Here is a 24,555-nt window from a genome sequence, read left to right as displayed (position 1 = left end):
CGCGTCAGCGGCGGCGTACCGCCAGGAAGCGCACCGGAGTGCCCGGCACCGCCTGGGCGGCGGCCGGCAGGTCGGCGGCGCTGACCACTGCGATCACCGGGTAGCCGCCCGTCGTCGGGTGGTCGGCGAGGAACACGACCGGCCTGCCGTCGGGCGGCACCTGGACCGCGCCCAGCACCATGCCCTCGCTGGGGAGTTCGCCCGGGCGGGCCCGCTCCAGGGCGGGTCCCTCGGTGCGCAGCCCGATGCGGTTGCTCGCGGGGGACACCCGGTACGCGCGCGAGGTGAACGCCCGCAGGGCCTCCGGCGTGAACCAGTCGTCGCGCGGGCCCGGGGTGACCCGCAGCACCAGCTCGGCCGGGGGCGCCGGCTGCGGGGCGACGTCCACGCGCGCGTGCGTGTCTCCTCGCGGCCCGAGGGGGAACACCGTCCCGTCCGTGAGCGGCGCCGGTCCCAGCCCCGACAGCAGGTCCGTGGAGCGGCTGCCGAGCACCGGCTCCACGGCGACGCCGCCGGAGACGGCCACGTAACTGCGTACGCCGCAGAGCGCGGCTCCCACGTCCAGCAGCGCCCCGGCGGGCACGTGCACCGGCGCTCCCCAGGCGACCGGACGCCCGTCGAGCGTGACCGGGCACGGGGCGCCGCCGACCGCCACGGTGACGGTCGAACGGGGGCGTACGGCACAGCCGTTGAAGGTGGTCTCCAGGACGGCCGCCCCGGGCGGATTGCCGACCAGCCGGTTGACCAGCGCAGCGGCGGGCCCGTCCAGCGCCCCGGAGCGGGGCACACCCAGGTGCGCGTGCCCGGGACGCCCCAGGTCCTGCACGGTCGTCAGGGCACCGGCGCGGACGACGGCGAGCGCGCGGTCCGTCATGCCGCCGCTCCGATCGGGACGAACCGCACACGCGTGCCCGGCGCCAGCAGCGCGGCCGGCACGCGCGCGTGGTCCCACAGCACGGTGTCCGTCGTACCGATCAGCTGCCAGCCGCCCGGTGACGAGCGCGGGTACACGCCCGTGTAGGACCCGGCGAGTGCCACCGCACCGGCGGGAACGGCCGTGCGCGGAGTGGCGCGGCGCGGCACGTCGTAGCGCGGAGGCAGGCCGGTGAGGTAGCCGAAGCCGGGGGCGAATCCGCAGAAGGCGACGCGGAACTCGGTGCCCGCGTGGATGCGGGGCACCTCCCGCTCCGGCACGCCCCAGTGCGCGGCGACGTCGGCCAGGTCCGGGCCGTCGTAGCGCACCGGGATCTCCACCACCTCACGCCCGTGTGGCGGAGCGGGCGGCACCTCGGCCGCGGTCAGTTCGGAGGACAGCCGGGCCGGGTCGGCGAGTCCGTCGAGGAGGACCGTGCGGGCCGCGGGGACGATCTCCCGGACCGAAAGCGAGCCTTCCGCGCGGCGCCGCAGCAGCTCCGCGTGCAGCGCCTGGGCCTCATCGTCCGACGCCACCTCGACGAGCAGGGCCTCCTCGCCGACGGGCAGCACCCTCATGCGAAGGCCTCCACCCGGACCCCCGACTCCTCCAGGCGCTCCCGGACCCGGCGCGCCAGCTCCACCGCGCCGGGCGTGTCCCCGTGCAGGCACAGCGAACGCGCGCGTACCTCCACGCGCGCCCCGGAGCGGGAGACGACCTCGCCGGAGCGGGCGAGGCTCACCGAGCGCGTGACGACAGCCTCCGGGTCGGTGACCACGGCGCCCTCCTGCCCGCGTGGCACGAGCGTGCCCTCGTCGGTGTAGGCGCGGTCCACGAAGGCCTCCGTGACGACCGGCAGGCCGGCCTTCCCGGCCAGCTCCAGCAGGCGCGAGCCGGGCAGGCCGAGCACGGGCAGCGCGGCGTCCGCGAGGAGCACGCCGTCGACGACCGCGCCGGCCTGCTCCTCGTCGTGCACCACCCGGTTGTACAGCGCCCCGTGCGGCTTGACGTACGCCACGCGGGCGCCCGCCGCGCGCGCGAAGACCTCCAGGGCGCCGATCTGGTACGCCACCTCGGCGGCCAGTTCGGCGGGCGGCACGTCCATCGCGCGTCGCCCGAACCCCGCCAGGTCCCGGTAGGAGACCTGAGCGCCGATCGTCACGCCGCGCTCAACCGCCAGCTCGCACACCCGCCGCATGGTGGCCGCGTCCCCGGCGTGGAAGCCGCAGGCCACGTTGGCACTGGTGACGACGGACAGCAGCCGTTCGTCGTCGGTGAGCCGCCAGCGGCCGAAACCCTCGCCGAGGTCGGCGTTCAGATCGATCGAGGTCATGACTCCGTGGGTTCTCCTTGTCGGGCCACCTTCGGCAGGCGGCTTTCAGACGACGCGGTACTGGTCGTCGCGGGCGTCGGTCAGGAACATCTGACCCGGGGCGTGGGTGAGGGCGAACGGCGGGCGCGAGGCCGTCACGGCGGCCTGCGGAGTCACTCCGCAGCCCCAGAACACCGGGATGTCGTTCGGCTCGGTGTCCACCGGGTCCCCGAAGTCGGGGCGGCCGAGGTCGTCGATGCCGAGCACCGACGGATCGCCGCAGTGCACGGGGCTGCCGTGCACGTCCGGGAGCCGGCCGCTCTCGCGGATCGCCGCCGCCAGATGCTCCGGCGGCACCGGGCGCATCGACACCACCATCGGCCCGCGCAGCCGCCCCGCCGGACGGCACTGCCAACTGCTCACGTACATCGGCACGTTGCGGCCCTGCTCGACGTGGCGGAGCGGAACCCCCGCCTCGGCCAGCGCCCACTCGAAGGTGAAACTGCAACCGATCAGGAACGACACCAGATCGTCCCGCCAGTACGCGCGCGCGTCCGTCGGCTCGTCCACCAGCTCGCCGTCCCGCCAGACCCGGTACCGCGGCAGATCGGTGCGCAGATCCGCGCCGTCGGCGAGGACCGTGGAGAAGGATCCGGCGTCCGTGACGTCGAGGACCGGGCACGGCTTGGGGTTGCGCTGGCAGAACAGCAGCACGTCGTACGCCCAGTCGGCGGGCACGGCGATCAGGTTGACCTGGGCGTGGCCCGCCGCGACCCCGGCGGTGGGGCCCGTCAGTCCCTCCCGGAAGCGGGTTCGCGCCGTTTTCGGGCTCCACGCGTGCGCGTGCTCGTCGACGAGGGCGACGGGGCGGTCCTGGACGATGACGGGTCGGTCCTGGGTGCGGGCGCCGTTCACACCAGCTCCTTCCCGCGCGTCTCCGGCAGCCCGAGCAGCGCCAGCGCCGCCAGGCCGTAGCCGATCGCGCCGAAGACGAGGGCACCGCCCACACCCCAGCTGTCGGCCAGGAAACCGACCGCCGTGGGGAAGACGGCGCCCACCGCGCGGCCCGTGTTGTACGTGAAGCCCTGCCCCGTGCCGCGCACCGCCGTCGGGTACAGCTCGCTCAGGTAGGACCCGAAGCCGCTGAAGATGGCCGACATGCAGAACCCGAGCGGGAAACCCAGCACCAGGAGCAGGGTGTTGGCGCCGCTGGGGATGTTCGCGTACGCCAGGATGCAGATCGCCGACAGCAGCGCGAACAGCCAGATGTTGCGGCGGCGGCCCAGCCGGTCGGTGAGGTACCCGCCCGTCAGATAGCCGATGAAGGCGCCCGAGATCAGGAACGTCAGATAGCCGCCCGTGCCCACGACCGACAGGTCGCGCTCGGTCTTCAGGTACGTCGGCACCCAGGTGGCCAGCGTGTAGTAGCCGCCCTGGACACCGGTGGACAGCAGCACCGCGAAGAGGGTCGTCCGCAGCAGGCCGGGCTTGAAGATGGCAGCGAACGAGCCCTTCTCGTTGCTATTCTCACGCGCCGCGGCCGCCTCGGGGGCGTCGTGCACGCTGCGCCGCACCCAGACCACGAGCAGTGCGGGCAGCGCCCCGGTCCAGAACATGATGCGCCAGGCCAGGTCGTCGTCGGCCACCGAGAACACCAGCGTGTACACGATCACGGCCAGCGCCCAGCCCACGGCCCACGAGCTCTGGATCGCGCCGAGCGTACGGCCCCGGTGCTTGGCGCTGGCGTACTCGGCCACCAGGATCGCGCCGACCGCCCACTCGCCGCCGAACCCGAGCCCCTGGAGGGCGCGGAACACCAGCAGCGTCTCGTAGTTGGGCGCGAAGCCGCAGGCGACGGTGAAGACGGCGTACGTGATGACCGTCAGCATCAGCGCCTTGACCCGGCCGATCCGGTCCGCCAGCACGCCCGCGAGAGCGCCGCCGATCGCGGAGACGACCAGGGTGACGGTGGTGAACAGGCCGGTCTGGCCGCTGTCCAGGCCGAAGTACGCGGCCAGCGCGACCATGCTCAGCGGCAGCGTGAAGTAGTCGTACGAGTCCAGCGCATAGCCGCCGAAGGCACCCGCGAAGGCGCGGCGGCCCCGGGGGCCGAGCGCCCGCAGCCAGCCCAACGCCCCGTCGTCGGCGGTGCCTTCAGTCGATTGGGGGCGTGGGTCGGTGGTCGGGGCCTGCGGTGGAGGGGTCGTGCTCATGTGCACCTCGCAGAGGGAGGACGGAGAGTGCCTGGGGAGTGAGCCGTGCCGTGCGGAAGCGGTCGGCGCCGCGGGAGGGAGGCGACGCCGTGCGTAGCACCGTAGAGGATTGTTCAACGATCCCTCAATACCCCTGTTGTTTCGTTCTTGTCATCTGCGATTGAATTCCGGCATGGCAGAGCAGCTGAAGGACCTGGCCGACGACCGTGCCCTTCTCGGGCGGACCAGCACCGCCGAACGGGTCTCGGACATCCTCAGAAGCCGCATCGCCGACGGGTACTTCCCGCCCGGGACCCGGCTGTCGGAGGACAGCATCGGCGGCGCCCTGGGCGTCTCCCGTAACACGCTGCGCGAGGCGTTCCGGCTGCTCACCCACGAACGCCTGCTGGTCCACGAGCTGAACCGGGGCGTCTTCGTCCGGGTCCTGACCGTCGAGGACGTCGAGGACATCTACCGCACTCGGCGCCTCGTCGAATGCGCCGTCGTGCGCGGCCTCGGCGAGCCGCCGTACGGCCTCGACGCGCTCGCCGAGGCGGTCGAGGCGGGTCGGCGGGCGGCGCGCGAAGGTGACTGGAAAGCCGTGGGCACGGCCAACATCCACTTCCATCGGGAACTGGTAGCCCTCGCAGGCAGCGAGCGCACGGACGAGCTGATGCGCAGCGTCTTCGCCGAACTGCGCCTCGCCTTCCACGTGGTGGACGATCCACGGCGGCTGCACGAACCGTACATCGCACGAAATGTCGAGATACTCCAGGCTCTTCAGGACGGTGACCGCGAGAAGGCCGAGCAGCTGCTCGCGGTCTACCTCGACGCCTCCCTGGCGCGGATCGTGGAGGTCTACCGGCGCAGGGTCGGCGAGGAAGGCTGAGTAAAGCCGAGGGAGACCGAGGAAGGCCGAGGAAGGCCGAGGAAGATCAGGTACCGGTCAGTGCCGGTGTGACAACCGTGACGCGGGGTCGCTTCTGCGTCGTTTGGGCCGTTGTCAGACCGAGGACCTAGTCTGTGCACCGTGACTTCGCCTGCATCGACGGACAGTGTTCCGCCCCAGCTCAGCGCGGGGCCGCGGCCCGCCCCGGGCCCGGCCGCCGACGAGGGGCTGGCGCGGCGGCTGCGCGCGCTCGCCTGCACCGCGCCGCTGCACGACCTCGACGCGCGCAAGGCCAACCTCGCGGGCGAGTACTCGGTGTACGGCATGGCGGAGGTCGCCCTCGCCGCCATCGACCTGGTCACGCTCAACATGGACTTCGACACCGGCGCCGACCACGACCAGATCGTCGCCCGTCTCATCCCGCGTATCGCCGCCCAGGCGCCCCAGCGACCCGTCGCCGAGCACGAGCGCGTGGCCCGCTGGGTCCTGGAGAACCTCATCAACGTCGGCAGCGTCGACCGCGGCTTCCGGGCCGTGTACGGCACGTTCGCGCCGGACGGCACGTATGTGCGCCGTGACTACGACTTCAAGCTGATCGAGGAAGTACCCGGCCCCGGCGGCAGCGTCTACCTCCGTACGACGGACGAGGCGGTCAACGTCCTGGTCGGCGCCCTCGACACCGACGTAACCAGCGCGCAGATCGCCGCCGAGGTCAAGCTGGAAGTGCTGATCAGCCGGGGCCGGCTCGCTGACGCGCAGCTCGCCGCCGAGCAGGCCCGCTACCGGACCGTGCAGTACTCGGAGACGCTCCGCAGGGCGCTGGACGCGACCCGGCGCAACGTGCGCGCGGTGGACTGGCTCAACACCGTGCCCGACATGATCGCCGAGGCCCTGGACCACGTCGCCGACCGATACCGCCACGAGAACGCGATCCTCACCAACATCCGCAAGGCGCGTGACGAGTCCGAGGACCCCGAGCACAAGCGCCGCGCGGCCGAGCTGGTCGACATCGTGAAGGACTGCATCCGGCGGCATACGCAGTTGCAGTCGCGGCTGCTGGAGGCCGGGCCGTTGTTCCGGGCCGAGCAGGACCGGCAGGCGTTCGCCACGCCCATGGCGGCGTCGGGGATAGACCTGTACGGGCATCTTGTCGCGCCGGTGCTGCCGTTGCCGCTGGAGCAGGCCGTGCGGGTCACGGACGCGTTCTTCGCGCGCGGCACCGGGTTGCGTACGCCGGTGTCCGTCCGGATCGGTGACCTTGTCGACATACTGTTCACGCCGCCCGTGGAGCGGGAGCATCTCGGGGCGGAGATGCCGGAGCCGGATCTCATCGCCACGCCGGACGACAGCCGGTTCAGTGAGGAGCAGCTGGCGGCCGCGATGGAGTTGCTGGATCTACCGGCGGATGCGCCGCGGCGGCTCTCGGGGGTGTTGGCCGAGGCGCGGCGCCGAGACCCTGATCTGCCGTACCTGGTCGCTCTGCTGGCGATTCATGCGGCCAGTCCGCCGGTGGGGACCGCCTATCGGCAGGGCGAGGAGAAGCTGTTGTTCGCCGTGGATGACGGGACCGAGTTGGACGATCCGGAGTTCGGCGGGGCCGATCTGATTGTGGGGACGGCTCTGTTGGATGCGGCGGGGATGGCGGCCGGCAGGACGGAGGCCGCTTGATGGGTCTGTCGGTGGGCAGCTGCAGGTTCATTGTGGCTGGTCGCGCCCGCGCGGCGGAGCCGCATATGTCACAGCCCCGCGCCCCTTTCGGCGCACTGGCCAATCGACCTCGTTTTCAAGTTCAAGGAGTTGCAGTCGTGAGTGAGCACGCCGAGTGGGGTGAAACGGAGGGGGACGTCCCGTCGGCGTCTGCTGCCGTCACGCCTGCTGACGCCGCTGACGCGGCGCGGCTCGTCGCCTTCGGGCTGCAGCCCAAACTCCAGCCCGCCCGTGATCAGGAGTACGCGGATCTGCTGCGTCGGTACCGGGAGGATCCGGCGTTTGCGCGGCTCGCGGACGCTGTGGCCGCGGGGCTCGGGCTGGTTGTGCTGGAGGTGTCGCCGCGTGCGGGGATGGCGGTGACCGCCGCCGAGGACTCGGTGTTCGCGGTTCGCATGGGGGACTACGCGCGTCGTACGTCCGCCGACTCCGGGGACCGGTTCCTGCACGGGCTCGCTCATCTCGCCGTCGCCGCCATGGCGTTCCCGCGTCCCGAGGACCTCGCCGACGACGGGTACATCGGGCGCGTCACGGTCAACGGCGTCGACGCCTTCGTACGGCAGGCCTGCCGTCGACTGGAGGAGCGGGCCGCCGAGCAGGGCGAGAACACCGACCCGGCCACCGAGACACCCGGGCTGGAGGCCGCCTGGCGGATCTGGGCGAGACGCAGCGCGGCCGGTGCCACCAAGGACGCGCGCCGTCTCGCCGGTTCGACTACCGGCATCGTCGGCAAGGCCGTCGCGTTCCTCACCGACTCCGGGTTCCTGCAGCGCACCGGCGAGGACAACGGCGGTACCTATCGCACGACCGCCCGCTACCAACTCCAGGTGCGTGACATGGCGGGCAGCGCAGCCATGGCCGAGCTGCTGGAGCTGGGCGTCGTCCCGGTCACCGACGGCACACCGACCCTGCTGCCCGCCGAGGACACCGACGACCTGGAGCTGGTGGCCGATGCGGGACTGCCGTTCCACTCCTGAACCACCCCGACCTGCCGAAGACTGACGAGAGTCCGCCATGTACGAGCTGTCCCGGGTCCGCCTCTACTCCATCGGGCCCGCCGGTGCGCGCTACGCCGACACCGTGCTTGACCTGCGCGGCGTGGGCGAGCCCGTGCCCGACCCCGCGCCCACGCAGGCGGAGTTCTTCGAGGAGGAGCCGGTCGGCCCGCCGCGCCGGCCCGCGCCCGCCGGTGTGCTCTTCCTGGAGAACGGCGGCGGCAAGTCCGTCCTGCTGAAGCTGATCTTCTCGGTGATGCTGCCGGGGCACCGGAACACGCTGGGCGGTGCCAGCTCCGGTGTGCTGCGGAAGTTCCTGCTCGCCGACGACTGCGGGCATGTCGCGCTGGAGTGGCAGCACACACTGACCGGCGAGTGCGTCGTCGTCGGCAAGGCCAGCGAGTGGCGGGGCCGCCAGGTCTCCAACGACCCGCGGAAGTTCGCCGAGGCCTGGTACTCCTTCCGGCCCGGGCCCGGCCTCAGCCTCGACAACCTTCCGGTGGCCGAGTCCACCGCCGTACGGCCCCCCGCCGAGGGCCAGTCGGGGGCGCGCGGGCGCCGCCGCACCATGAAGGGCTTCCGGGACGCCCTCATGGAGGCCGGCAAGGCCTATCCGCACCTGGAGGTGCACTGGGAGGAGATCCACGACCGGTGGATCGAGCACCTCGGCGACCTCGGCCTCGACCCCGAACTCTTCCGCTACCAGCGGGAGATGAACGCCGACGAGGGCGAGGCCGCGGGCCTGTTCGCGGTCAAGAAGGACGCCGACTTCACCGACCTGCTGCTGCGGGCCGTCACGGACACGCGGGACACCGACGGACTCGCCGACCTCGTCAGCGGCTTCGGCAACAAGCTGGGCCGACGCGCCGAGCTGATCGCCGAACGCGACTTCACCGCCGGGTCCGTCGACCTGCTCGGGCGGATCGTCCACGCCACCGACTCCCGCACACACGCGCGCGAGATCCACACGGGCGCCGAGCGCCGTACCCGGACCCTGGCCCGCAGGCTGTCCGCGCGCGGCGTCGAGGAGCGGGTGCGGGCGGCCGACCTGGCGCAGCGGGTCACCGCCGCCGCGTACGCCGTCACGCACTCCGAGGCGACGCGCGAGCACAGCGCGCTGACCGCCGCCGAACTTGCCTACCGGCACGCCTCACTTGCGCTGGCCGCGGCCGAGAAGTCCGCCGCCGCGCAGAAGCGCGAACTCGCCGACGCGCGCACGCTGCACTCCGCCTGGCAGGCCGCCGAGGCCGTGCTGCGGCACCGCGCCGCCGCCGACCGCGTCGCGCGCGTGTCCGCCGCGATCCAGGAGGCCGAGCGGGACGCCGCCCCCGCCCTGGCCGCCCGCTCCAAGGCCGCCGTCGACCTCGTACGAGCCCTCCACGGGGCCGCGCAGAACGCCGAGGACCTCGCCAATGAGGAAGAGGAGCGGTCCGCGGGGCTCCAGGAGGTCAGCGACTGCGCCTACCGGGACTCCACCGCCGCCGCCACTGAGGCGCAGCGCGCCCGCAGCGAGGCCGGCCACCTGCGGCAGCGCCTGTCCGAGGTCGAGCAGGAGACCGCCGAGGCGGTGCGCGCCGGCTGGCTCGACGACAGCGCGCCCGACGCCGACCCGGCCTGCGCGGCCCTCGCCGCCAGCGACGCCGAGAAGACCGCGGTCGCGGCCTGGGACTCGGCCCGCGAGGCCTCCCGCCGCGCCACCGAGCACGCGCGCGAGGCGGCCGCCGCCGAGTCCCGCGCGGAACTGACCGCCGTCCGCGCCGCGGACGCGGCCACGGCCGCCGAGCGTTCCTACGAGGCGGAGCACCGCATCGCCGAGGCGCTGGCGGGGGAGGAGCGGCTGGCGGAACTGCTGAGCCTGCCGGGCGCCTCCGGCGCGGTACGCGGTGTCGTGCCGGGACCCCGGACCGGCGCCGACGGCTCGCTCGGCGCTTCGGGCGAGGCACCGGGCGAGCCGTCGGCCGGTGCGGGCTCCGGGCCTGACGGGGCGCCGCCGCGCGGCCGTGCCGGCGGGCCCGACACGTCCGGCCGTAGTGGCGCGCTGCGCCCGGCTGCCGAGGAGGCCCTCACCCCAGAGGAACTCGACCGCTTCGCCGACGACCTCCGCGAACTCCTCGACGACGCCGTCTCCTCCGCCGAACGCCAGTTGTTCGAGCTGCGTACGGCCGCCGCCGACGACGCCCGGATCCTCGGTGCGCTCGGTGACGGCGGCCTGCTGCCGCCCGGCCCGGACGTGCTGGCCACCGTGGAGTTCCTCGGCGAGCACGGCATCCCCGCGCTGCCCGGCTGGCGCTATCTCGCGCAGGCCGTCGACCCCGCCGACCACGCGCGCGTGCTGGCGGCCCGGCCGGAACTGGTGGACGGCGTGATCATCACCGACCCGGACTCGCACGCGCGGGCGCGGGAGGCGCTCGCCGACGCCGCCCTGCTGCCGCGCTCGGCAGTCGCCGTCGGCACGGCCGCCGCCCTGCTTGCACCGACCCCGGCCCCCGACGCCGACACCGGCGATGTGTTCCTCGTACCCCCGAACCCCGCCATGCACGACGAGCACGCCGCCGACGAGGAGCGGCAGGCGCTGCGCGCGCGGGCCACAGAGCGGGACGAGGAGATCCGCGCACTCGCCGCGCGGCTCGGCAAGGACCGGGAGCTGGCGGCGCGGCTCGCCTCCTGGCGCACCGGCTGCCCGGCCGGCCGGCTGGCCGAGCTGGCGCAGGCCGCCCAGGACACGCGCGCGTTTGCCGAGGAGGCGGAGACGGAACTGGCCGAGGCACGCACGGTGCGGGCCGAGGCCGACGAGGCCGCCGCCGAGGCGGCGCACGCGCGCGACGAGCGCCAGGAGGCCGCGCAGAAGGCCCGCCGCGCCGCCGACGCCCTCGCCGGGCTCGCCTTCCGGCTGCGCGAACGGGCCGGCTGGCAGGTCAAGCTGCGCGAACTGGCCGACGAGGCGACCGACGCGGAGGCCCGCGCCCAGGCCTGCCTGGAGCGCGCCCGCGCCGCCGATGAGGACCGGCGTGCCGCCCAGCGTGCCGCCGACGACGCCCGCCGCACCGCCCGCGCGCTGCGCGCCGAGCGCTCCGAGATCGCGGGCGCCCCCGACGACGTACCGGAGACCGACGGCGACGCGCCCAAGGCGTCGCTGCCCGCCCTGCGCGAGGCCTACCGGGCTGCCTCCCAGGTGTACGAGAAGGTCGGCGTCGGCGCCGACCTGCGCGCCGAGCAGGCCCGCGCGGAGAGCGACGAGAGCGCGGCGCGCGCGGAACTGGACCGGCTCAGCAACAAGGTGCGGACACGCGCGGAGCAGCTCCTCGAATCCCCGGACGGCTCCGACGGGCCGTCCCGTCAGGCCGCTGCCGCGCGCGCGGAGGAGCTGGTACAGCTCCTGGAGACCCGGATGTCGAGCGCGAGCGAACAGCTCGGCCGGTTGCGCGGCGAGGCCGAGCGGCACGCCCCCCAGGACGGCGAGGCGCACACGGACCTCCCGGAGGAGCTGGTGCCGCGCGACGCCGAGCACGCGCAGGCCCTGCTGCGCACGGCGACCGCCGAACTCGCCTGGCGCACCGAGGCGTTGGACCAGGCCCGGGAGGCGCACGCCGAGCTGCTGGAGGCCCACCGCGCCGCCGAGGACGCGGCCGGCGGCTTCGACGAGATCGCCGCGATGCTCCGCGACCTGCTGCGCGAGCACACGACCGAGGAGGAGCAGCAGGAGCCGGAGCCGTACCCCGGCAGCCTGGACGAGGCCCGGCAGTCGGCCGCCGAGGCCCGCCGCTCGCTGCGCGGCTGCGCCGCCGACCTGTCCGCCGCCGAGGCCGCCGTACGCGAGGCCAGCGACGTCCTCGTCCGGCACGCCAACTCCACCCGCTACGAACAGGTGCGCACCCCGGCACGGCAGCAGATCCGCGAGCTGCCCGCCTCAGCGCTCCCCGAGCACGCCCAGAAGTGGGCGGACGCCTTCGCACCCCGGCTCCGCGTCCTCACGGACGAGTTGGAGCAGCTGGAGCGGAACCGCGACTCGATCGTGCACCGCCTCCGCGGGCTCGTCGAGTCGGCCCTTGCGACGCTCAGGTCCGCCCAGCGGCTCTCCCGGCTCCCGGAAGGCCTTGGCGAGTGGTCCGGGCAGGAGTTCCTGCGGATCCGCTTCGAGGAACCCGACCAGGCCACGCTCACCGAGCGGCTCGGCGAGGTCATCGACGAGGCGACCCGCGCGGCGGTGAAGAAGAACTCCGACCTGCGGCGCGACGGCATGTCCCTGCTGCTGCGCGGAGTCGCGGCGGCCCTTCAGCCGAAGGGCGTCGCCGTCGAGATCCTGAAGCCCGACGCCGTACTGCGCGCCGAACGCGTCCCCGTCGGCCAGATGGGCGACGTCTTCTCCGGCGGCCAGTTGCTCACCGCGGCCATCGCCCTGTACTGCACGATGGCCGCGCTCAGAAGCAACGACCGCGGCCGCGACAAGCACCGCCACGCCGGAACGCTCTTCCTCGACAATCCGATCGGCCGCGCCAACGCCACGTACCTGCTGGAACTCCAGCGCGCCGTCTCCGACGCGCTGGGCGTCCAACTCCTCTACACCACCGGCCTGTTCGACACGACGGCCCTGGCAGAGTTTCCCCTGGTCATCCGCCTCCGCAACGACGCCGACCTCCGCGCCGGCCTGAAGTACATCAGAGTGGAGGAACACCTCCGCCCTGGCCTGCCACAGCAGCCCCAGGAGGAAGAGTCGGTGCACAGCGAGATCACAGCGACGCGGATGTTCAAACGACCGGCGTCCAGCGTGAGCGCCCCGTAAGGGGCGTCGTCGTCACGCAGGGGCGGGCGCGGCGGCGAGGCGGGCGGGGTCGAACAGACCGATGGGATGCTCGGTGGTGCCGGTCAGGGCCAGGTCGGCGAGGATCTCGCCGACGACGGGCACGAACTTGAAGCCGTGCCCGGAGAACCCGCAGGCCACGGTGACCGAGTCCGGATGTGCGGGGTGCCGGGCGATCACGAAGTTCTCGTCCGGGGTGCTGGAGTACATGCAGGTCGCGGCATTGAGGAAGGTGCCGGGCAGGTCGGGTATGCAGCGGGACATATGGTCCGCCATGTCCTGGACCTCGTGGTCGTACACCGTCCGGTCTATGGTCTCCGGGGTGGTGACCTCGCCCTTGCTGAAGAAGGCGACCTTGGCGCCGAGGGCGGGGCCGTCAATGGCGGGGAAGCCGTAGACCTGGGCGCCCTGGGAGTCCTCCCAGATGTAGATGGGGTGGTTCCCGGGGAGGAAGGGCTCGACGCCGTTCTTGGGCTGGAACCAGTACATGACCTGCCGCTCAATGGTGAACGGCACCCCGAGATCGGTCAGCAACTGCGGCGCCCACGCACCAGGGCAGACGACCAGCTGGCCCGCGGTGTAGGTGTTCTCGGCGGTGTGCACCCGCACGCCGTCCCGGTACGGCTCCCAGCGCGTCATGGGCTCCTCGAAGTGCAGGTCGGCGCCCTGCCGGGTGGCCAGCTGGAGGTGTGCGGCCACGGTGTGCTCGGGCCGGAGGAGGCCCGCCTTTCGCTCGTACAGGGCGACCTCGTCGTCCCGTGGCGTGAACGTCGGGAAGCGGCGGCGCAGCTCCTTGGCGTCCAGCAACTCGTGCGGCAGGTCCCACTGCCGGGCCGACTGCAGCGAGCCCGAGACGGCCAGGGAGCCGGGGTGGCCGACCATCACGCCACCGCTGCGGATCGCGATCTCGCGGCCGGTGGCCCGGTGCAGGTCGTCGTACAGCTCGTAGGCGCGCAGCAGCAGCGGTACGTACGCCGGGTCCTCGAAGTACGACTGCCGCGTGATCCGCGAACCACCATGGCTGGAGCCTCGGTTGTGCACCGGGCCGAACTTCTCCAGGCCGAGGACGCGGGCACCGCCCGCCGACAGGTGATGGGCGGCGGCGCTGCCCATGCCGCCGAGGCCGATGACGATGACGTCGTAGGTGGGGGACAACAATGCCTCCTGGGGGCATCTGGGGGGCGTCTCGGCGGCGGTACATCCCGCCGCCCCTCTGGACCTGCGTTCCGCGTAATTCAGCGGCACAGAGTCACGGATCTGGGTCTGACCTGCGCGGACATGGGTGAGGGCGCCTGAGAGGCGTTTCTCTAGGTGCTGGTGTTCGTGCTGGTCAGCGGGGTGTGGGTTCGAGGGCGATGATCTGCTTCGGTGTGGGGATGTCGAGGCCAAGAGGTCGGTCTGGGGCTTGGTGAGGGTGGTGACCTGGCGGAACAGGCCGGTGGGGCCGGTGAACGTGCCAAGGTGGAGCCGGTCGAGTTCGCGGCGGACGGTCGGCCAGGTCGCGCCGGTGGTGGTCTCGGTGATGCGGATCAACAGCAGGGCGAGCCAGCAGAGGATGACGTGTACGAACCGTTCGGTGTCGGAGATCCGCACCTCCTTCACCCGCATGTTCTGGGCGATCTCGCCGTAGCGGCCTTGCCGGGACAGGGCGGCCTTCACCTCCGGGCTGCCTGAGCGGAGTTTCTCGCCGACGATGTAGGCGTTCTCGCCCTGGCGGAGGTAGCGGCGGTTGCGTTCGCTGGAGAATCCCCGGTCGGTGACCCACACGATCTGGCTCAGGGTCCAGTCCCGCATGTCGTCCTTGACCTGCCGGATCAGCTTCTGGTCACCGGTGTTGCCGGGCCAGGACCAGACGCGGACCGGGATGCCGTCCCTGGTGACGGCCATTCCGATCACGATCTGCGGCAGGTCGTCGCGGGAGTCCTTGAACTTGCCGAAGGTCCTGAACCCGGCCTGGTCCGGGGCGTCACCGCTGTCATCGGCGTCGGCGGGAGTGTCGTCTGCGGCGGGCAGGAGGCGGCCCTTGTCGTCACGGGTGACGGGCTCGTCGGCCTCCTCCAGTTCGAAGTAGGTGCTGGTGGTGTCGAAGAACAGCAGGTCGACCTCGAGGTTGAGAAGGTTCGATACCTCGTCGAACACCCGTTTCTCCAGGTCGTCCTGGACTTCGTGGAGCCAGTCCATCGCCCGGTAGCAGGCGTCGTCGTCGGTGGCCGGCAGGCCGTCGACATGCACGTCGTGCGTGACCCAGTCCGCGGCCGCCAGCTTCGACGACGGGGCCAGGGCCCGGTTCGCCACCATGGAGAACAGCACCCGCTCGGTCACCGACATGTCCCTGCGCCGGCCCCGCTTGGGCTGCCCGACCTGCCCGACCTTACCGACCTGCCCAGTACCGGACCGTGCCGGACTTGTTCTCCCGCTTCGTCGTCTTCACATACACGACTCCAGACCATACGGAGCAAGGCCAGTTCAGCGCAGGTGAATCCGGAAATCGCGTCTCTAGGCGAATCCGACCGTGTCACCAGACTCCAGCCCGCTGACCTGCACCTTCACCTCGGCAGGGACTCCAGAACTCCTGAATTGCGCGGAACGCAGGCTGGAGACACGCTGCCTGAAGAAACGTTGTGCACCTCCGCCGGGTGCCGCTCGACCGGTTTCCGGCTTCCGGCCACCGGTCGTCAGGAGGCGCCTCAGGAGTGCGACAGCTGCCCGGCGCCCGGCGTGCCTATCCGTTCCCGCTTCCGCTCGGCCGCCCGCTCCTGCCTCCGGAGCCGGCGCCGCTCACGCCGCAACGCCCGCGCGGTGCTGCTCGGCACCGAGACCACGCCATGGCGCTGATTCCACACCTGGCGTGTGACCCAGACGTCGAGTACGCCCCAGGTGGCCACCACCGTGCTGGTCACACTGCTGATCACCATCGGGAACGCCAGCCAGGATCCGGCCATCGTGCACAGGAAGGCCACCATGGCCTGAATCAGCGTCACCGCGATGATGAGCACCGCACGCACGGCGGCCCTCCGCACGGGGTCCGGCATCCGGCGCCGTTGCGCGGGCTCCTCGACCCACAACGGCCGGCATTGCGGCTGCTCGCGCGCGGCCGCCGGAATATCGTGATCCGGTGCCTCGCGGCCTCGCCGCGCCGTCATCTGCGCCCCGCCGTCTCCGGGCGCCCCGCGCCGCTCCGCCGTGCCCATCAACGTGTCACTCCCCACCGCCGGCAGACCTCTCGCCGTGTCCGAGGACACGGCTCCCACTGGCTGCCCGGCTTGCGCTGTTTTATGCCGCCGAGGTGCGGGACGCGGCTCCTGTGGTCCATTCCGCCCCCATCTCCCGTACAGAAGGACGAACGACGCGTCACGAAGATTCCCAAGGAGCGATAAAATCTGGCCAACTATCCGAGCGGACCCGGCGGATCGGCCGCCGCGGCCGCCAACCGATTCCGGTAGGCAATCTCCCCCCATGACCGGACAACTCCACATGACTCGACGCCGGTATGGAAGTTCAGCTTCCGGACACCTCTTCGAGTTATCTCTGCGTCGGTAGTAGGCTCGCGCCGTTTGTTGACGCCATGTGTACCCCCTGCCGACGGGGGTCGAGCTGGGGGAGGCCATGCGCTTTCGCGGGAAGTCCATCCGCCGGAAGATCGTGGCGCTGCTTCTCGTGCCGCTGGTGTCCCTAACCGGGATCTGGGCCTTTGCCACGGTGCTGACGGGACGTGAGGTGGACGATCTGTTCAACGTGTCCTCGACGGTCGAGGAGATCGGCTACCCCGTCGAGGACACCGTCCGCGTTCTGCAGCAGGAACGCCGCCAGACCCTCGTCTATCTGGCCGATCCGCGTGCCTCCGACGGGCTCGCCGACCTCAGGCGCAGCAGGTCCGCCACGGACGAGGCCCTCGCCGAGATCCGCAAGAACGCCAAGGACCCTGACGTACGCGATGCGATGAGCCAGGCCACGGACGAGCGGCTGACCGCCGTCCTGGACGCCTTCGACGGCATCGCCTCCCTGCGTCGCAGCGTCGAGGACGGCACCGTCAACCGCTCACAGGCCTTCGACCTGTACAACCACCTGGTCGACCCGTGCTACGTCCTGCTCGAAAACCTCCGTGTCGTCGACAACGTGGAGCTGGACAAGCAGTACCGCGCACTCGTCAACCTCGCCCGCGCCCGCGAACTTCTCTCCCGCGAGGACGCCCTCCTCGGCTCCTCCCTGATCGTCGGCGAACTCTCCCGCAGCGAGAGCCGCGGCATCTCCGACCTCGTGGCCCAGCGCACCCTGATGTACGACACCAACCTGCCGCTGCTGCCCACCTCGGAGCGCGACCGCTACGAGACCTTCTGGAAGAGCGCCTCCTCCGCGCCCCTGCGCGTGGCCGAGGAGGCCGCCGTCTCCTCCGGCCCCGGCACGCCCCGCGGGGTCAGCGCCCGCAGCTGGGACACCGCCGCCGGCAATGTGCTTCACGAGCTGGCCACCCTCAACGACCAGGCCGGCGACCGCTACCAGGACCAGGTCCGCCCGGTCGCGATGAGCGTCATCCTCAAGGCGGTCATCGCCGGCGTCCTCGGCCTGATCGCGCTGCTGCTCTCCCTCGTGCTGTCCGTGCGCGTCGGCCGCGCGCTCATCCGCGACCTGCGGCAGCTGCGGCTGGAGGCCCACGAGGCGTCCGGGGTGCGGCTGCCCAGCGTCATGCGCCGCCTGTCGGCGGGCGAACAGGTCGACGTGGAGACCGAGGTCCCGCGCCTGGAGTACGACAAGAACGAGATCGGCGAGGTCGGCCAGGCGCTCAACACCCTGCAGCGCGCCGCCGTGGAAGCGGCCGTCAAGCAGGCCGAGTTGCGCGCCGGCGTCTCCGAGGTCTTCGTCAACCTCGCCCGCCGCAGCCAGGTCCTGCTCCACAAGCAGCTCACCCTGCTGGACACCATGGAACGCCGGACCGAGGACACCGAAGAACTCGCCGACCTGTTCCGCCTGGACCACCTGACCACCCGCATGCGCCGGCACGCCGAGGGCCTGGTGATCCTCTCCGGAGCCGCCCCCTCCCGGCAGTGGCGCAAACCCGTCCAGCTCATGGACGTCGTGCGCGCCGCCGTCGCCGAGGTCGAGGACTACGAACGCGTCGAGGTCCGCCGGCTGCCGCGGATCGCCGTCACCGGCCCGGCCGTCGCGGACCTCACCCACCTCGTGGCCGAACTCCTCGAGAACGCCACTGTGTTCTCCCCGCCGCACACCGCCGTCCAGGTGCTCGGCGAGCGTGTCGCCAACGGTTTCACCCTGGAGATCCACGACCGCGGCCTCGGCATGGCGGCCGAAGCCCTGCTGGACGCCAACCTCCGGCTCGCCGAGACACCGGAGTTCGAGCTGTCCGACACCGACCGGCTCGGCCTGTTCGTGGTCAGCCGGCTCGCCCAGCGGCAGAACGTCCGGGTCTCCCTGCAGCCGTCCCCGTACGGCGGCACGACCGCCGTCGTGTTCATCCCCGACGCCCTGCTCACGGACGAGGTCCCGGACACCAACGGTGTCGGCTTCCGCCTCGACCGCCCGCAGCTCACTAAGGAACGCGCACCCGAGGAGAGCCGCCGCGCCGCCCTGTCCCAGGCGCCGGTGCACCTGCCGGGCCTGCCCGCCTCGCTCCTGGACGGTCCGGTCGAACTGGAGGCCCCCGTCGACCTTGACGCCCTCGACGACTTCCCCGGCAGGCTGGCCGAGGAGGACAGCGAAGGCGGCGGTCTCTTCCGCCCGCGCCGCCCCCACGGCCGCGAGGAGGAGCCGACCGGGCGGGCGCAGGGTGGCGCCGAGCGGCGCCCCGCCGACGATGACTCGATCGGTCTGCGCAGTGAGCAGTCCCACCCGGTGCCCCATGCGCGCGGCGGATCCGACCGGGCCGACGGGGAGGACGACCCTAGCGCCCCGGTCCCCCTGCCCCGTCGCCGGACGCCCAAGCTGGTCAGCTCGCACGGACGCCCGGTCACCGGCCAGCGCACCCGGAAGGAGGAGCAGGACCGGGATTCCGCCCAGGGCCTGAACCGCCCCGAACCGGAATCCGCCCCGCCACTGCCCGCCCGCCGGCGCTCCGGCACGGAACCCGAGCGCCGCACCACCGACACGACCGCCCGCACCGACGAGCAGCGCACTGGAAGCCCGGCATCGCCGGGCCGTCCCCCCGGTGCGCAGCCGGACGTGCCCGCCCTGCCCCGGCGCACCCGCCGCGCCGAGATCGCGCCGAGCGGCCCGGACGGCTCCGTCGGCAGCCCGGAGCCCGAGCCTCGGGAGACCGGTTCCGGTCCGGCGTCACCGCGGCCGGGACCGGGGCAGCCGCCGGGCGGTACCGACCGCTCCCGGGAGGCCCACTCCGGCACGGCTCCACTGCCCCGGCGCGTACGGCAGGCCAGCCTCGCTCCGCAGCTCAGGCAGGGCCCCGGCCCGCGCGCCGAGGCCAAGGAGGCCGAGTCCGTCGAGCGGGACGCCGAGGAAGTACGCAGCCGAATGGCCTCGCTCCAGCGCGGCTGGCAGCGCGGCCGCAAGGAGAACGCCGCGGGCGACGACGCCCCCAGCGGCACAGCACCACGAGGAACGACTAAGGGGGACGGTCGATGACCGCACCAAAGGCGACCGGCCACACCGCGACCATCAAGGGCGAGCTGAACTGGCTCCTCGATGATCTGGTGGACCGCGTCGCGAGCATCCACAAGGCCCTCGTCCTGTCCAGCGACGGCCTGCCGACGGGGGTGTCCAAGGACCTGACCCGGGAGGACAGCGAGCACCTGGCCGCCGTCGCGTCCGGGTTCCACAGCCTCGCCAAGGGCGTCGGCCGCCACTTCGAGGCCGGAAGCGTCCGGCAGACGGTCGTGGAACTCGACGAGGCGTTCCTGTTCGTCACGTCCGCCGGCGACGGCAGCTGTCTCGCCGTCCTGTCCGACGCCGACTCGGACGTCGGCCAGGTCGCATACGAGATGACGCTCCTCGTGAAGCGGGTCGGCGTGCACCTGGGTGCCGCTCCGCGCACCGATCTGCCCGCGGGCGGGTAGTGGGATGACATGAGCGCAGACGGTCAGGGAAGAAGCCACTGGTTCGACGACGAAGCTGGGCCGGTCGTCCGTCCGTACGCCATGACGCGCGGCCGTACCACCAGTCCGGCCCAGCACCGCCTCGACCTGATCGCGGTGGTCGTCACGGAACCCCACGCGGACGACCCGGAAGCGGACCCCACGCTGTCCCCGGAACACGTCGACATCGTCGAACTGTGCCGTGACACCCCGCAGTCGGTCGCCGAGCTCTCCTCCGAGCTCGCCCTGCCCATCGGGGTCGTACGGGTCCTCATCGGTGACCTCGTGGACACGGAATTCGTCCATGTGAACCGGCCGGTACCCCCTGCCGAGCTGCCGGACGAGAGTATTCTGCGCGACGTGATCAATGGCCTGCGGGCGCTGTGAGCGGCGCGAAAGCGGGGTACTGACGTGACAGGCTGGCAGTTCTGGGTCGACCGAGGCGGCACGTTCACCGACATCGTCGCGCGTCGCCCGGACGGCCGGCTGCTCACGCACAAACTGCTGTCGGACAACCCGGCCCGGTACTCCGACGCGGCCGTCGCCGGCGTCCGCACCCTGCTGGCCGGCGCCGACGACCCCGTCGAGGCAGTCCGGATGGGGACGACGGTCGCCACCAACGCGCTGCTGGAGCGCAAGGGTGAGCGGACCCTGCTGGTCATCACCCGCGGCTTTCGCGACGCCCTGCGCATCGCCTACCAGAACCGCCCGAGCATCTTCGCCCGCCGCATCGAACTGCCCGAACTGCTCTACGAGCGCGTCGTCGAGATCGACGAGCGCATCGCCCCCGACGGCACCGTCCTGCGCGCCCCCGACCTGGACGCCCTCGCCGGCCCTCTCCGGGAGGCGTACGACGACGGGATCCGCGCCGTCGCCGTCGTGTGCATGCACAGCCACCTCCACCCCGCCCACGAACAGGCCGTGGGACAGCTCGCCGCCCGTACCGGCTTTCCGCAGATCTCGCTGTCCAGCGAGGTCAGCCCGTTGATGAAGCTCGTCCCGCGCGGGGACACCGCCGTTGTCGACGCCTACCTGTCGCCCGTGCTGCGCCGCTACGTCCAGCACGTCGCCGACGAACTCGACGGCGTACGGCTGATGTTCATGCAGTCCAACGGCGGCCTCGCCGAGGCAGGACAGTTCCGCGGCAAGGACGCCATCCTGTCCGGGCCGGCGGGCGGCATCGTCGGCATGGCCCGCATGTCGCAGCTCGCCGGCTTCGACCGCGTCATCGGCTTCGACATGGGTGGCACGTCCACCGACGTCTCGCACTTCGCCGGCGAGTACGAGCGGGTCTTCACGACACAGATCGCCGGTGTCCGGCTGCGCGCCCCCATGCTGGACATCCACACCGTCGCGGCCGGCGGCGGCTCGGTCCTGCACTTCGACGGCTCCCGCTACCGCGTGGGGCCGGACTCGGCGGGCGCCGACCCGGGACCGGCCTGCTACCGCGGCGGCGGCCCGCTCGCCGTCACCGACGCCAACGTCATGCTCGGCCGTATCCAGCCCGCGCACTTCCCGCGGGTGTTCGGCCCGGACGGCGACCAGCCGCTCGACGACGCGCTGGTACGCGAGCGCTTCACCTCCCTCGCGCGCGAGATCCGCGAGACGGCCGGCGACGACCGCACCCCCGAGCAGGTCGCCGAGGGCTACCTGCACATCGCCGTCGCCAACATCGCCAATGCCGTGAAGCGGATCTCCGTCCAGAAGGGCCACGACGTCACGCGCTACGCCCTGACCACCTTCGGTGGTGCCGGTGGCCAGCACGCCTGCATGGTCGCCGACTCGCTCGGCATCCGCACCGTCCTCGTGCCGCCCATGGCCGGTGTCCTCTCCGCGCTCGGCATCGGCCTCGCCGACACCACGGCCATGCGCGAACAGTCCGTCGAGGCACCCTTGGAGCCCGCCGCCATGCCCGGCGTCCTCAAGACCGCCGACGACCTTCAGGCCGCAGCCCGCGGCGAACTTCTCGCCGAGGACGTCCCCGAGGACCGCATCCAGGTCACCCGCCGCGCCCAGCTCCGCTACGACGGCACCGACACCACCCTCACCGTCGAGCTGACCGATCCGGACACGATGCGGCAAGCCTTCGAAGAACGTCATCGCGCCACGTACTCCTTCACGCTCGACCGCCCGATCGTCGTCGAAGCCCTGTCCGTCGAAGCCACCGGCATCACCGAACCCCCCGATCTCTCCGCCCTCGCCCCTTACGAAGGCACCCCTGAAGGCCACACCGCAGCCCGGGAGACCGTCCGCCTCCACACGGGCGGCGCCTGGCGCGACGTACCCCTCCACCGCCGCGAGGATCTGCCTCCCGGCGAGCGGGTCACCGGCCCCGCGATCATCACCGAGGCCAGCGCGACAACCGTCGTCGACGCCGGCTGGCAGGCCGCGACGACCGACGACGGGCATTTGGTCATGGAACGCGTGGCGATTACGGAGAGTTCCGATCTCGGCACAGAAGCCGACCCGGTTCTGCTTGAAGTTTTCAACAACCTGTTCATGTCCATCGCCGAACAGATGGGTGCCCGCCTGGAGTCCACCGCCCAGTCCGTCAACATCAAGGAGCGCCTGGACTTCTCCTGCGCCCTCTTCGACCCGGACGGAAACCTGGTGGCGAACGCCCCGCACATCCCCGTTCACCTGGGTTCCATGGGCACCAGCGTCAAGGAGGTCATCCGGCGCCGGGGCTCGGGCATGCGCCCGGGTGACACGTATGCCGTCAACGATCCGTACCACGGCGGCACCCACCTGCCCGACGTCACCGTGATCACACCGGTCTTCGACGCACAGAACACACGGCGCACGGAGAGTGACCGGAAGATCCTCTTCTACGTCGCCTCCCGCGGCCACCACGCCGAGATCGGCGGCATCCAGCCCGGCTCCATGCCCGCCGACAGCCGCACCATCGAGGAGGAGGGCATCCTCTTCGACAACTGGCTGCTCGCCGAGAACGGCCGCTTCCGCGAGGAGGAGACCTTCCGCCTGCTCACCGAGGCGCCCCACCCCTCCCGCAACCCGAAGACCAACCTCGCCGACCTGCGCGCCCAGATCGCCGCCAACCAGAAGGGCGTCGACGAGGTCGGGCGCATGATCGAGAATTTCGGCCTCGACGTCGTCCAGGCGTACATGAAGTACGTCCAGGACAACGCCGAAGGGGCCGTACGCCGCGTCATCGACGCCCTCGACGACGGCGAGTACGCCTACGAGACCGACTCGGGCTCGATCATCCGGGTACGCGTGCGCGTGGACCGGGACAACCGCTCCGCGACCATCGACTTCACCGGCACATCCGCGCAGCTCGCCAGCAACTTCAACGCCCCCTTCTCGGTCGTCAACGCGGCCGTCCTGTACGTCTTCCGCACTCTGGTCGCCGACGACATCCCGCTCAACGACGGCTGCCTGCGACCCCTGAGGATCATCGTGCCGTCCGGCTCCATGCTGTCGCCCGAGCCTCCGGCCGCCGTCGTCGCGGGCAACGTCGAGACCTCGCAGGCGATCACCGGAGCCCTGTACGCGGCGCTCGGCGTCCAGGCCGAGGGCTCCGGGACCATGAACAACGTCACCTTCGGCAACGACCGCCACCAGTACTACGAGACGGTCGCCTCCGGCTCCGGCGCGGGCGACGGCTTCCCCGGCGCGCCCGTCGTCCAGACCCATATGACCAACTCACGCCTCACCGACCCCGAGGTCCTGGAATGGCGGCTGCCCGTCCGCCTGGAGGAGTTCGCGGTACGGCGCGGCAGCGGTGGCGACGGGCGGTGGCGCGGCGGCGACGGCGCGCTGCGACGTATCCGGTTCCTGGAGCCGATGACCGTCTCCACGCTGTCCCAGCACCGCAGGGTGTCCCCGTACGGCATGGCCGGCGGCGCGCCCGGTGCGCTCGGCGCCAACCGGGTGGAGCATGCCGACGGCAGGGTCACCGAACTCGGCGGCAGTGATGCGGCGGACGTCGGCCCCGGCGACGTACTCGTCATCGAAACCCCCGGCGGCGGAGGCTACGGCCCGCCGTCGTCTCACCCCCATCAAGCAGGAGAAGAGATCGATGATCTTCGGGCGTTCTGAGCGCGGGAAGCCACCGGTCGAGCCCGTCACGCTCAAGATCCTGGTGGCCGGCGGCTTCGGCGTGGGCAAGACCACCCTGGTCGGCGCGGTCAGTGAGATCAGGCCGCTGCGCACCGAGGAGGTGCTCACCGAGGCCGGGCGCCCGGTCGACGACACCAGCGGTGTGGAGGGCAAGCACACCACCACGGTGGCCATGGACTTCGGGCGGATCACGCTCCGCGAGGACCTGGTGCTGTACCTGTTCGGCACGCCCGGCCAGGAGCGGTTCTGGTTCATGTGGGACGAGCTTTCCGAGGGCGCGCTCGGCGCCGTCGTGCTCGCCGACACCCGCCGTCTGGAGGACTGCTTCGCCGCCGTCGACTACTTCGAGCGGCGCTCCATACCCTTCGTCGTCGGTGTCAACTGCTTCGAGGGAGCCCCCCGTTACCCCGCCGAGGACGTCCGCCAGGCCCTCGACCTCGACGCCGACGTGCCGCTGCTGATGTGCGACGCGCGCGACCGGGAGTCCGTCAAGCAGGTCCTCATCGGCGTCGTCGAGCACGCGATGGCGTACGCGGCCGAGCGCCGCCAGGCCGCCGTCACCACCTGACGCGCGGCGCGGCCCGTACCCCCGCCGATCGGGGTACGAGCCGCAGTCCGGAAAGACC

The 24,555-nt window shown here is 72.0% G+C and carries 16 protein-coding genes and 1 pseudogene; 9 read left to right on the top strand and 8 right to left on the bottom strand.

Annotated features, from left to right (window positions below; all coding sequences use genetic code 11):
- Nucleotides 1–4: 4 nt before the first annotated feature.
- The 5 genes from H8R17_RS19765 to H8R17_RS19745 are packed head-to-tail and all read right to left on the bottom strand — an operon-like array spanning nt 5 to nt 4,438.
- On the bottom strand, nt 5–874 hold the full coding sequence (locus H8R17_RS19765; protein WP_187824534.1) for a biotin-dependent carboxyltransferase family protein: 870 nt from the start codon (nt 872–874) through the stop codon (nt 5–7).
- The gene (locus H8R17_RS19760; protein ID WP_187824533.1) at nt 871–1,491 is read right to left on the bottom strand and encodes an allophanate hydrolase subunit 1; all 621 of its coding nucleotides are present in this window, start codon (nt 1,489–1,491) and stop codon (nt 871–873) included. The genes H8R17_RS19765 and H8R17_RS19760 overlap by 4 nt, the downstream gene beginning before the upstream one ends.
- Nucleotides 1,488–2,246 carry a LamB/YcsF family protein gene (locus H8R17_RS19755; protein WP_187824532.1) on the bottom strand — a complete coding sequence of 253 codons (759 nt, stop codon included), beginning with the start codon at nt 2,244–2,246 and terminating at the stop codon, nt 1,488–1,490. The genes H8R17_RS19760 and H8R17_RS19755 overlap by 4 nt, the downstream gene beginning before the upstream one ends.
- Nucleotides 2,247–2,291: 45 nt before the next feature.
- A complete protein-coding gene (locus tag H8R17_RS19750; RefSeq protein WP_187824531.1) occupies nt 2,292–3,140 on the bottom strand; it encodes a putative hydro-lyase in 849 nt (282 codons plus the stop codon).
- The gene (locus H8R17_RS19745; RefSeq protein WP_187824530.1) at nt 3,137–4,438 is read right to left on the bottom strand and encodes an MFS transporter; all 1,302 of its coding nucleotides are present in this window, start codon (nt 4,436–4,438) and stop codon (nt 3,137–3,139) included. The genes H8R17_RS19750 and H8R17_RS19745 overlap by 4 nt, the downstream gene beginning before the upstream one ends.
- 172 nt (nt 4,439–4,610) lie before the next feature.
- Between H8R17_RS19745 and H8R17_RS19740 the strand changes: the two genes are divergently transcribed.
- The 4 genes from H8R17_RS19740 (at nt 4,611) to H8R17_RS19725 (ending at nt 12,788) form a co-directional block, all read left to right on the top strand.
- Nucleotides 4,611–5,306 carry a GntR family transcriptional regulator gene (locus H8R17_RS19740; RefSeq protein WP_187824529.1) on the top strand — a complete coding sequence of 232 codons (696 nt, stop codon included), beginning with the start codon at nt 4,611–4,613 and terminating at the stop codon, nt 5,304–5,306.
- A gap of 141 nt (nt 5,307–5,447) precedes the next feature.
- A complete protein-coding gene (locus H8R17_RS19735) occupies nt 5,448–6,974 on the top strand; it encodes a hypothetical protein (RefSeq protein WP_187824528.1) in 1,527 nt (508 codons plus the stop codon).
- 137 nt (nt 6,975–7,111) lie between these two features.
- Complete coding sequence (locus H8R17_RS19730; protein ID WP_187824527.1) at nt 7,112–7,990, top strand: hypothetical protein; 879 nt, start codon at nt 7,112–7,114, stop codon at nt 7,988–7,990.
- Between the two features lie 37 nt (nt 7,991–8,027).
- Nucleotides 8,028–12,788, top strand: a complete 4,761-nt coding sequence (locus tag H8R17_RS19725) for a collagen-like protein (protein ID WP_187824526.1) — start codon at nt 8,028–8,030, stop codon at nt 12,786–12,788.
- A gap of 12 nt (nt 12,789–12,800) precedes the next feature.
- Here H8R17_RS19725 and solA read toward each other — a convergent pair whose 3' ends face one another.
- The 3 genes and pseudogenes from solA to H8R17_RS19710 all read right to left on the bottom strand — a co-directional run bounded on the left by solA (nt 12,801) and on the right by H8R17_RS19710 (nt 15,997).
- Nucleotides 12,801–13,961 carry an N-methyl-L-tryptophan oxidase gene (solA, locus tag H8R17_RS19720; RefSeq protein ID WP_187824525.1) on the bottom strand — a complete coding sequence of 387 codons (1,161 nt, stop codon included), beginning with the start codon at nt 13,959–13,961 and terminating at the stop codon, nt 12,801–12,803.
- Nucleotides 13,962–14,537: 576 nt separating this feature from the next.
- Nucleotides 14,538–15,104, bottom strand: a pseudogene (locus tag H8R17_RS47000) (transposase); the annotation flags it as partial.
- A gap of 389 nt (nt 15,105–15,493) precedes the next feature.
- A complete protein-coding gene (locus H8R17_RS19710; protein ID WP_187824524.1) occupies nt 15,494–15,997 on the bottom strand; it encodes a hypothetical protein in 504 nt (167 codons plus the stop codon).
- A 415-nt stretch (nt 15,998–16,412) separates the two neighbouring features.
- Between H8R17_RS19710 and H8R17_RS19705 the strand changes: the two genes are divergently transcribed.
- The 5 genes from H8R17_RS19705 to H8R17_RS19685 are packed head-to-tail and all read left to right on the top strand — an operon-like array spanning nt 16,413 to nt 24,497.
- Complete coding sequence (locus H8R17_RS19705; RefSeq protein ID WP_187824523.1) at nt 16,413–19,397, top strand: nitrate- and nitrite sensing domain-containing protein; 2,985 nt, start codon at nt 16,413–16,415, stop codon at nt 19,395–19,397.
- A complete protein-coding gene (locus tag H8R17_RS19700) occupies nt 19,394–19,828 on the top strand; it encodes a roadblock/LC7 domain-containing protein (protein ID WP_187824522.1) in 435 nt (144 codons plus the stop codon). The genes H8R17_RS19705 and H8R17_RS19700 overlap by 4 nt, the downstream gene beginning before the upstream one ends.
- A 9-nt stretch (nt 19,829–19,837) precedes the next feature.
- Nucleotides 19,838–20,233, top strand: a complete 396-nt coding sequence (locus tag H8R17_RS19695; RefSeq protein ID WP_187824521.1) for a DUF742 domain-containing protein — start codon at nt 19,838–19,840, stop codon at nt 20,231–20,233.
- 24 nt (nt 20,234–20,257) lie between these two features.
- Nucleotides 20,258–23,908: a hydantoinase B/oxoprolinase family protein gene (locus H8R17_RS19690; protein WP_187824520.1), complete on the top strand. Its 3,651-nt coding sequence runs from the start codon at nt 20,258–20,260 to the stop codon at nt 23,906–23,908.
- Nucleotides 23,889–24,497, top strand: coding sequence for an ATP/GTP-binding protein (locus H8R17_RS19685; RefSeq protein WP_187824519.1), 609 nt, complete (start codon nt 23,889–23,891; stop codon nt 24,495–24,497). The genes H8R17_RS19690 and H8R17_RS19685 overlap by 20 nt, the downstream gene beginning before the upstream one ends.
- The last annotated feature ends 58 nt before the right edge of the window (nt 24,498–24,555 follow it).

The organism is Streptomyces sp. TRM68367 (assembly GCF_014495685.1).
Lineage (GTDB): Bacteria > Actinomycetota > Actinomycetes > Streptomycetales > Streptomycetaceae > Streptomyces.
The sequence above is the reverse complement of the archived record's forward strand: the minus strand, read 5'-3'. Positions and strand labels throughout refer to the sequence as shown.

What these genes read in the sequence shown, in the direction of transcription:
- H8R17_RS19710 (WP_187824524.1), bottom strand. Translation starts at nt 15,997, where the DNA reads ATGGGCACGGCGGAGCGGCGCGGGGCGCCCGGAGACGGCGGGGCGCAG.
- H8R17_RS19700 (WP_187824522.1), top strand. Translation starts at nt 19,394, where the DNA reads ATGACCGCACCAAAGGCGACCGGCCACACCGCGACCATCAAGGGCGAG.
- H8R17_RS19760 (WP_187824533.1), bottom strand. Translation starts at nt 1,491, where the DNA reads ATGAGGGTGCTGCCCGTCGGCGAGGAGGCCCTGCTCGTCGAGGTGGCG.
- H8R17_RS19705 (WP_187824523.1), top strand. Translation starts at nt 16,413, where the DNA reads ATGCGCTTTCGCGGGAAGTCCATCCGCCGGAAGATCGTGGCGCTGCTT.
- H8R17_RS19695 (WP_187824521.1), top strand. Translation starts at nt 19,838, where the DNA reads ATGAGCGCAGACGGTCAGGGAAGAAGCCACTGGTTCGACGACGAAGCT.
- H8R17_RS19765 (WP_187824534.1), bottom strand. Translation starts at nt 874, where the DNA reads ATGACGGACCGCGCGCTCGCCGTCGTCCGCGCCGGTGCCCTGACGACC.
- H8R17_RS19745 (WP_187824530.1), bottom strand. Translation starts at nt 4,438, where the DNA reads ATGAGCACGACCCCTCCACCGCAGGCCCCGACCACCGACCCACGCCCC.
- H8R17_RS19685 (WP_187824519.1), top strand. Translation starts at nt 23,889, where the DNA reads ATGATCTTCGGGCGTTCTGAGCGCGGGAAGCCACCGGTCGAGCCCGTC.
- H8R17_RS19755 (WP_187824532.1), bottom strand. Translation starts at nt 2,246, where the DNA reads ATGACCTCGATCGATCTGAACGCCGACCTCGGCGAGGGTTTCGGCCGC.
- H8R17_RS19725 (WP_187824526.1), top strand. Translation starts at nt 8,028, where the DNA reads ATGTACGAGCTGTCCCGGGTCCGCCTCTACTCCATCGGGCCCGCCGGT.
- H8R17_RS19740 (WP_187824529.1), top strand. Translation starts at nt 4,611, where the DNA reads ATGGCAGAGCAGCTGAAGGACCTGGCCGACGACCGTGCCCTTCTCGGG.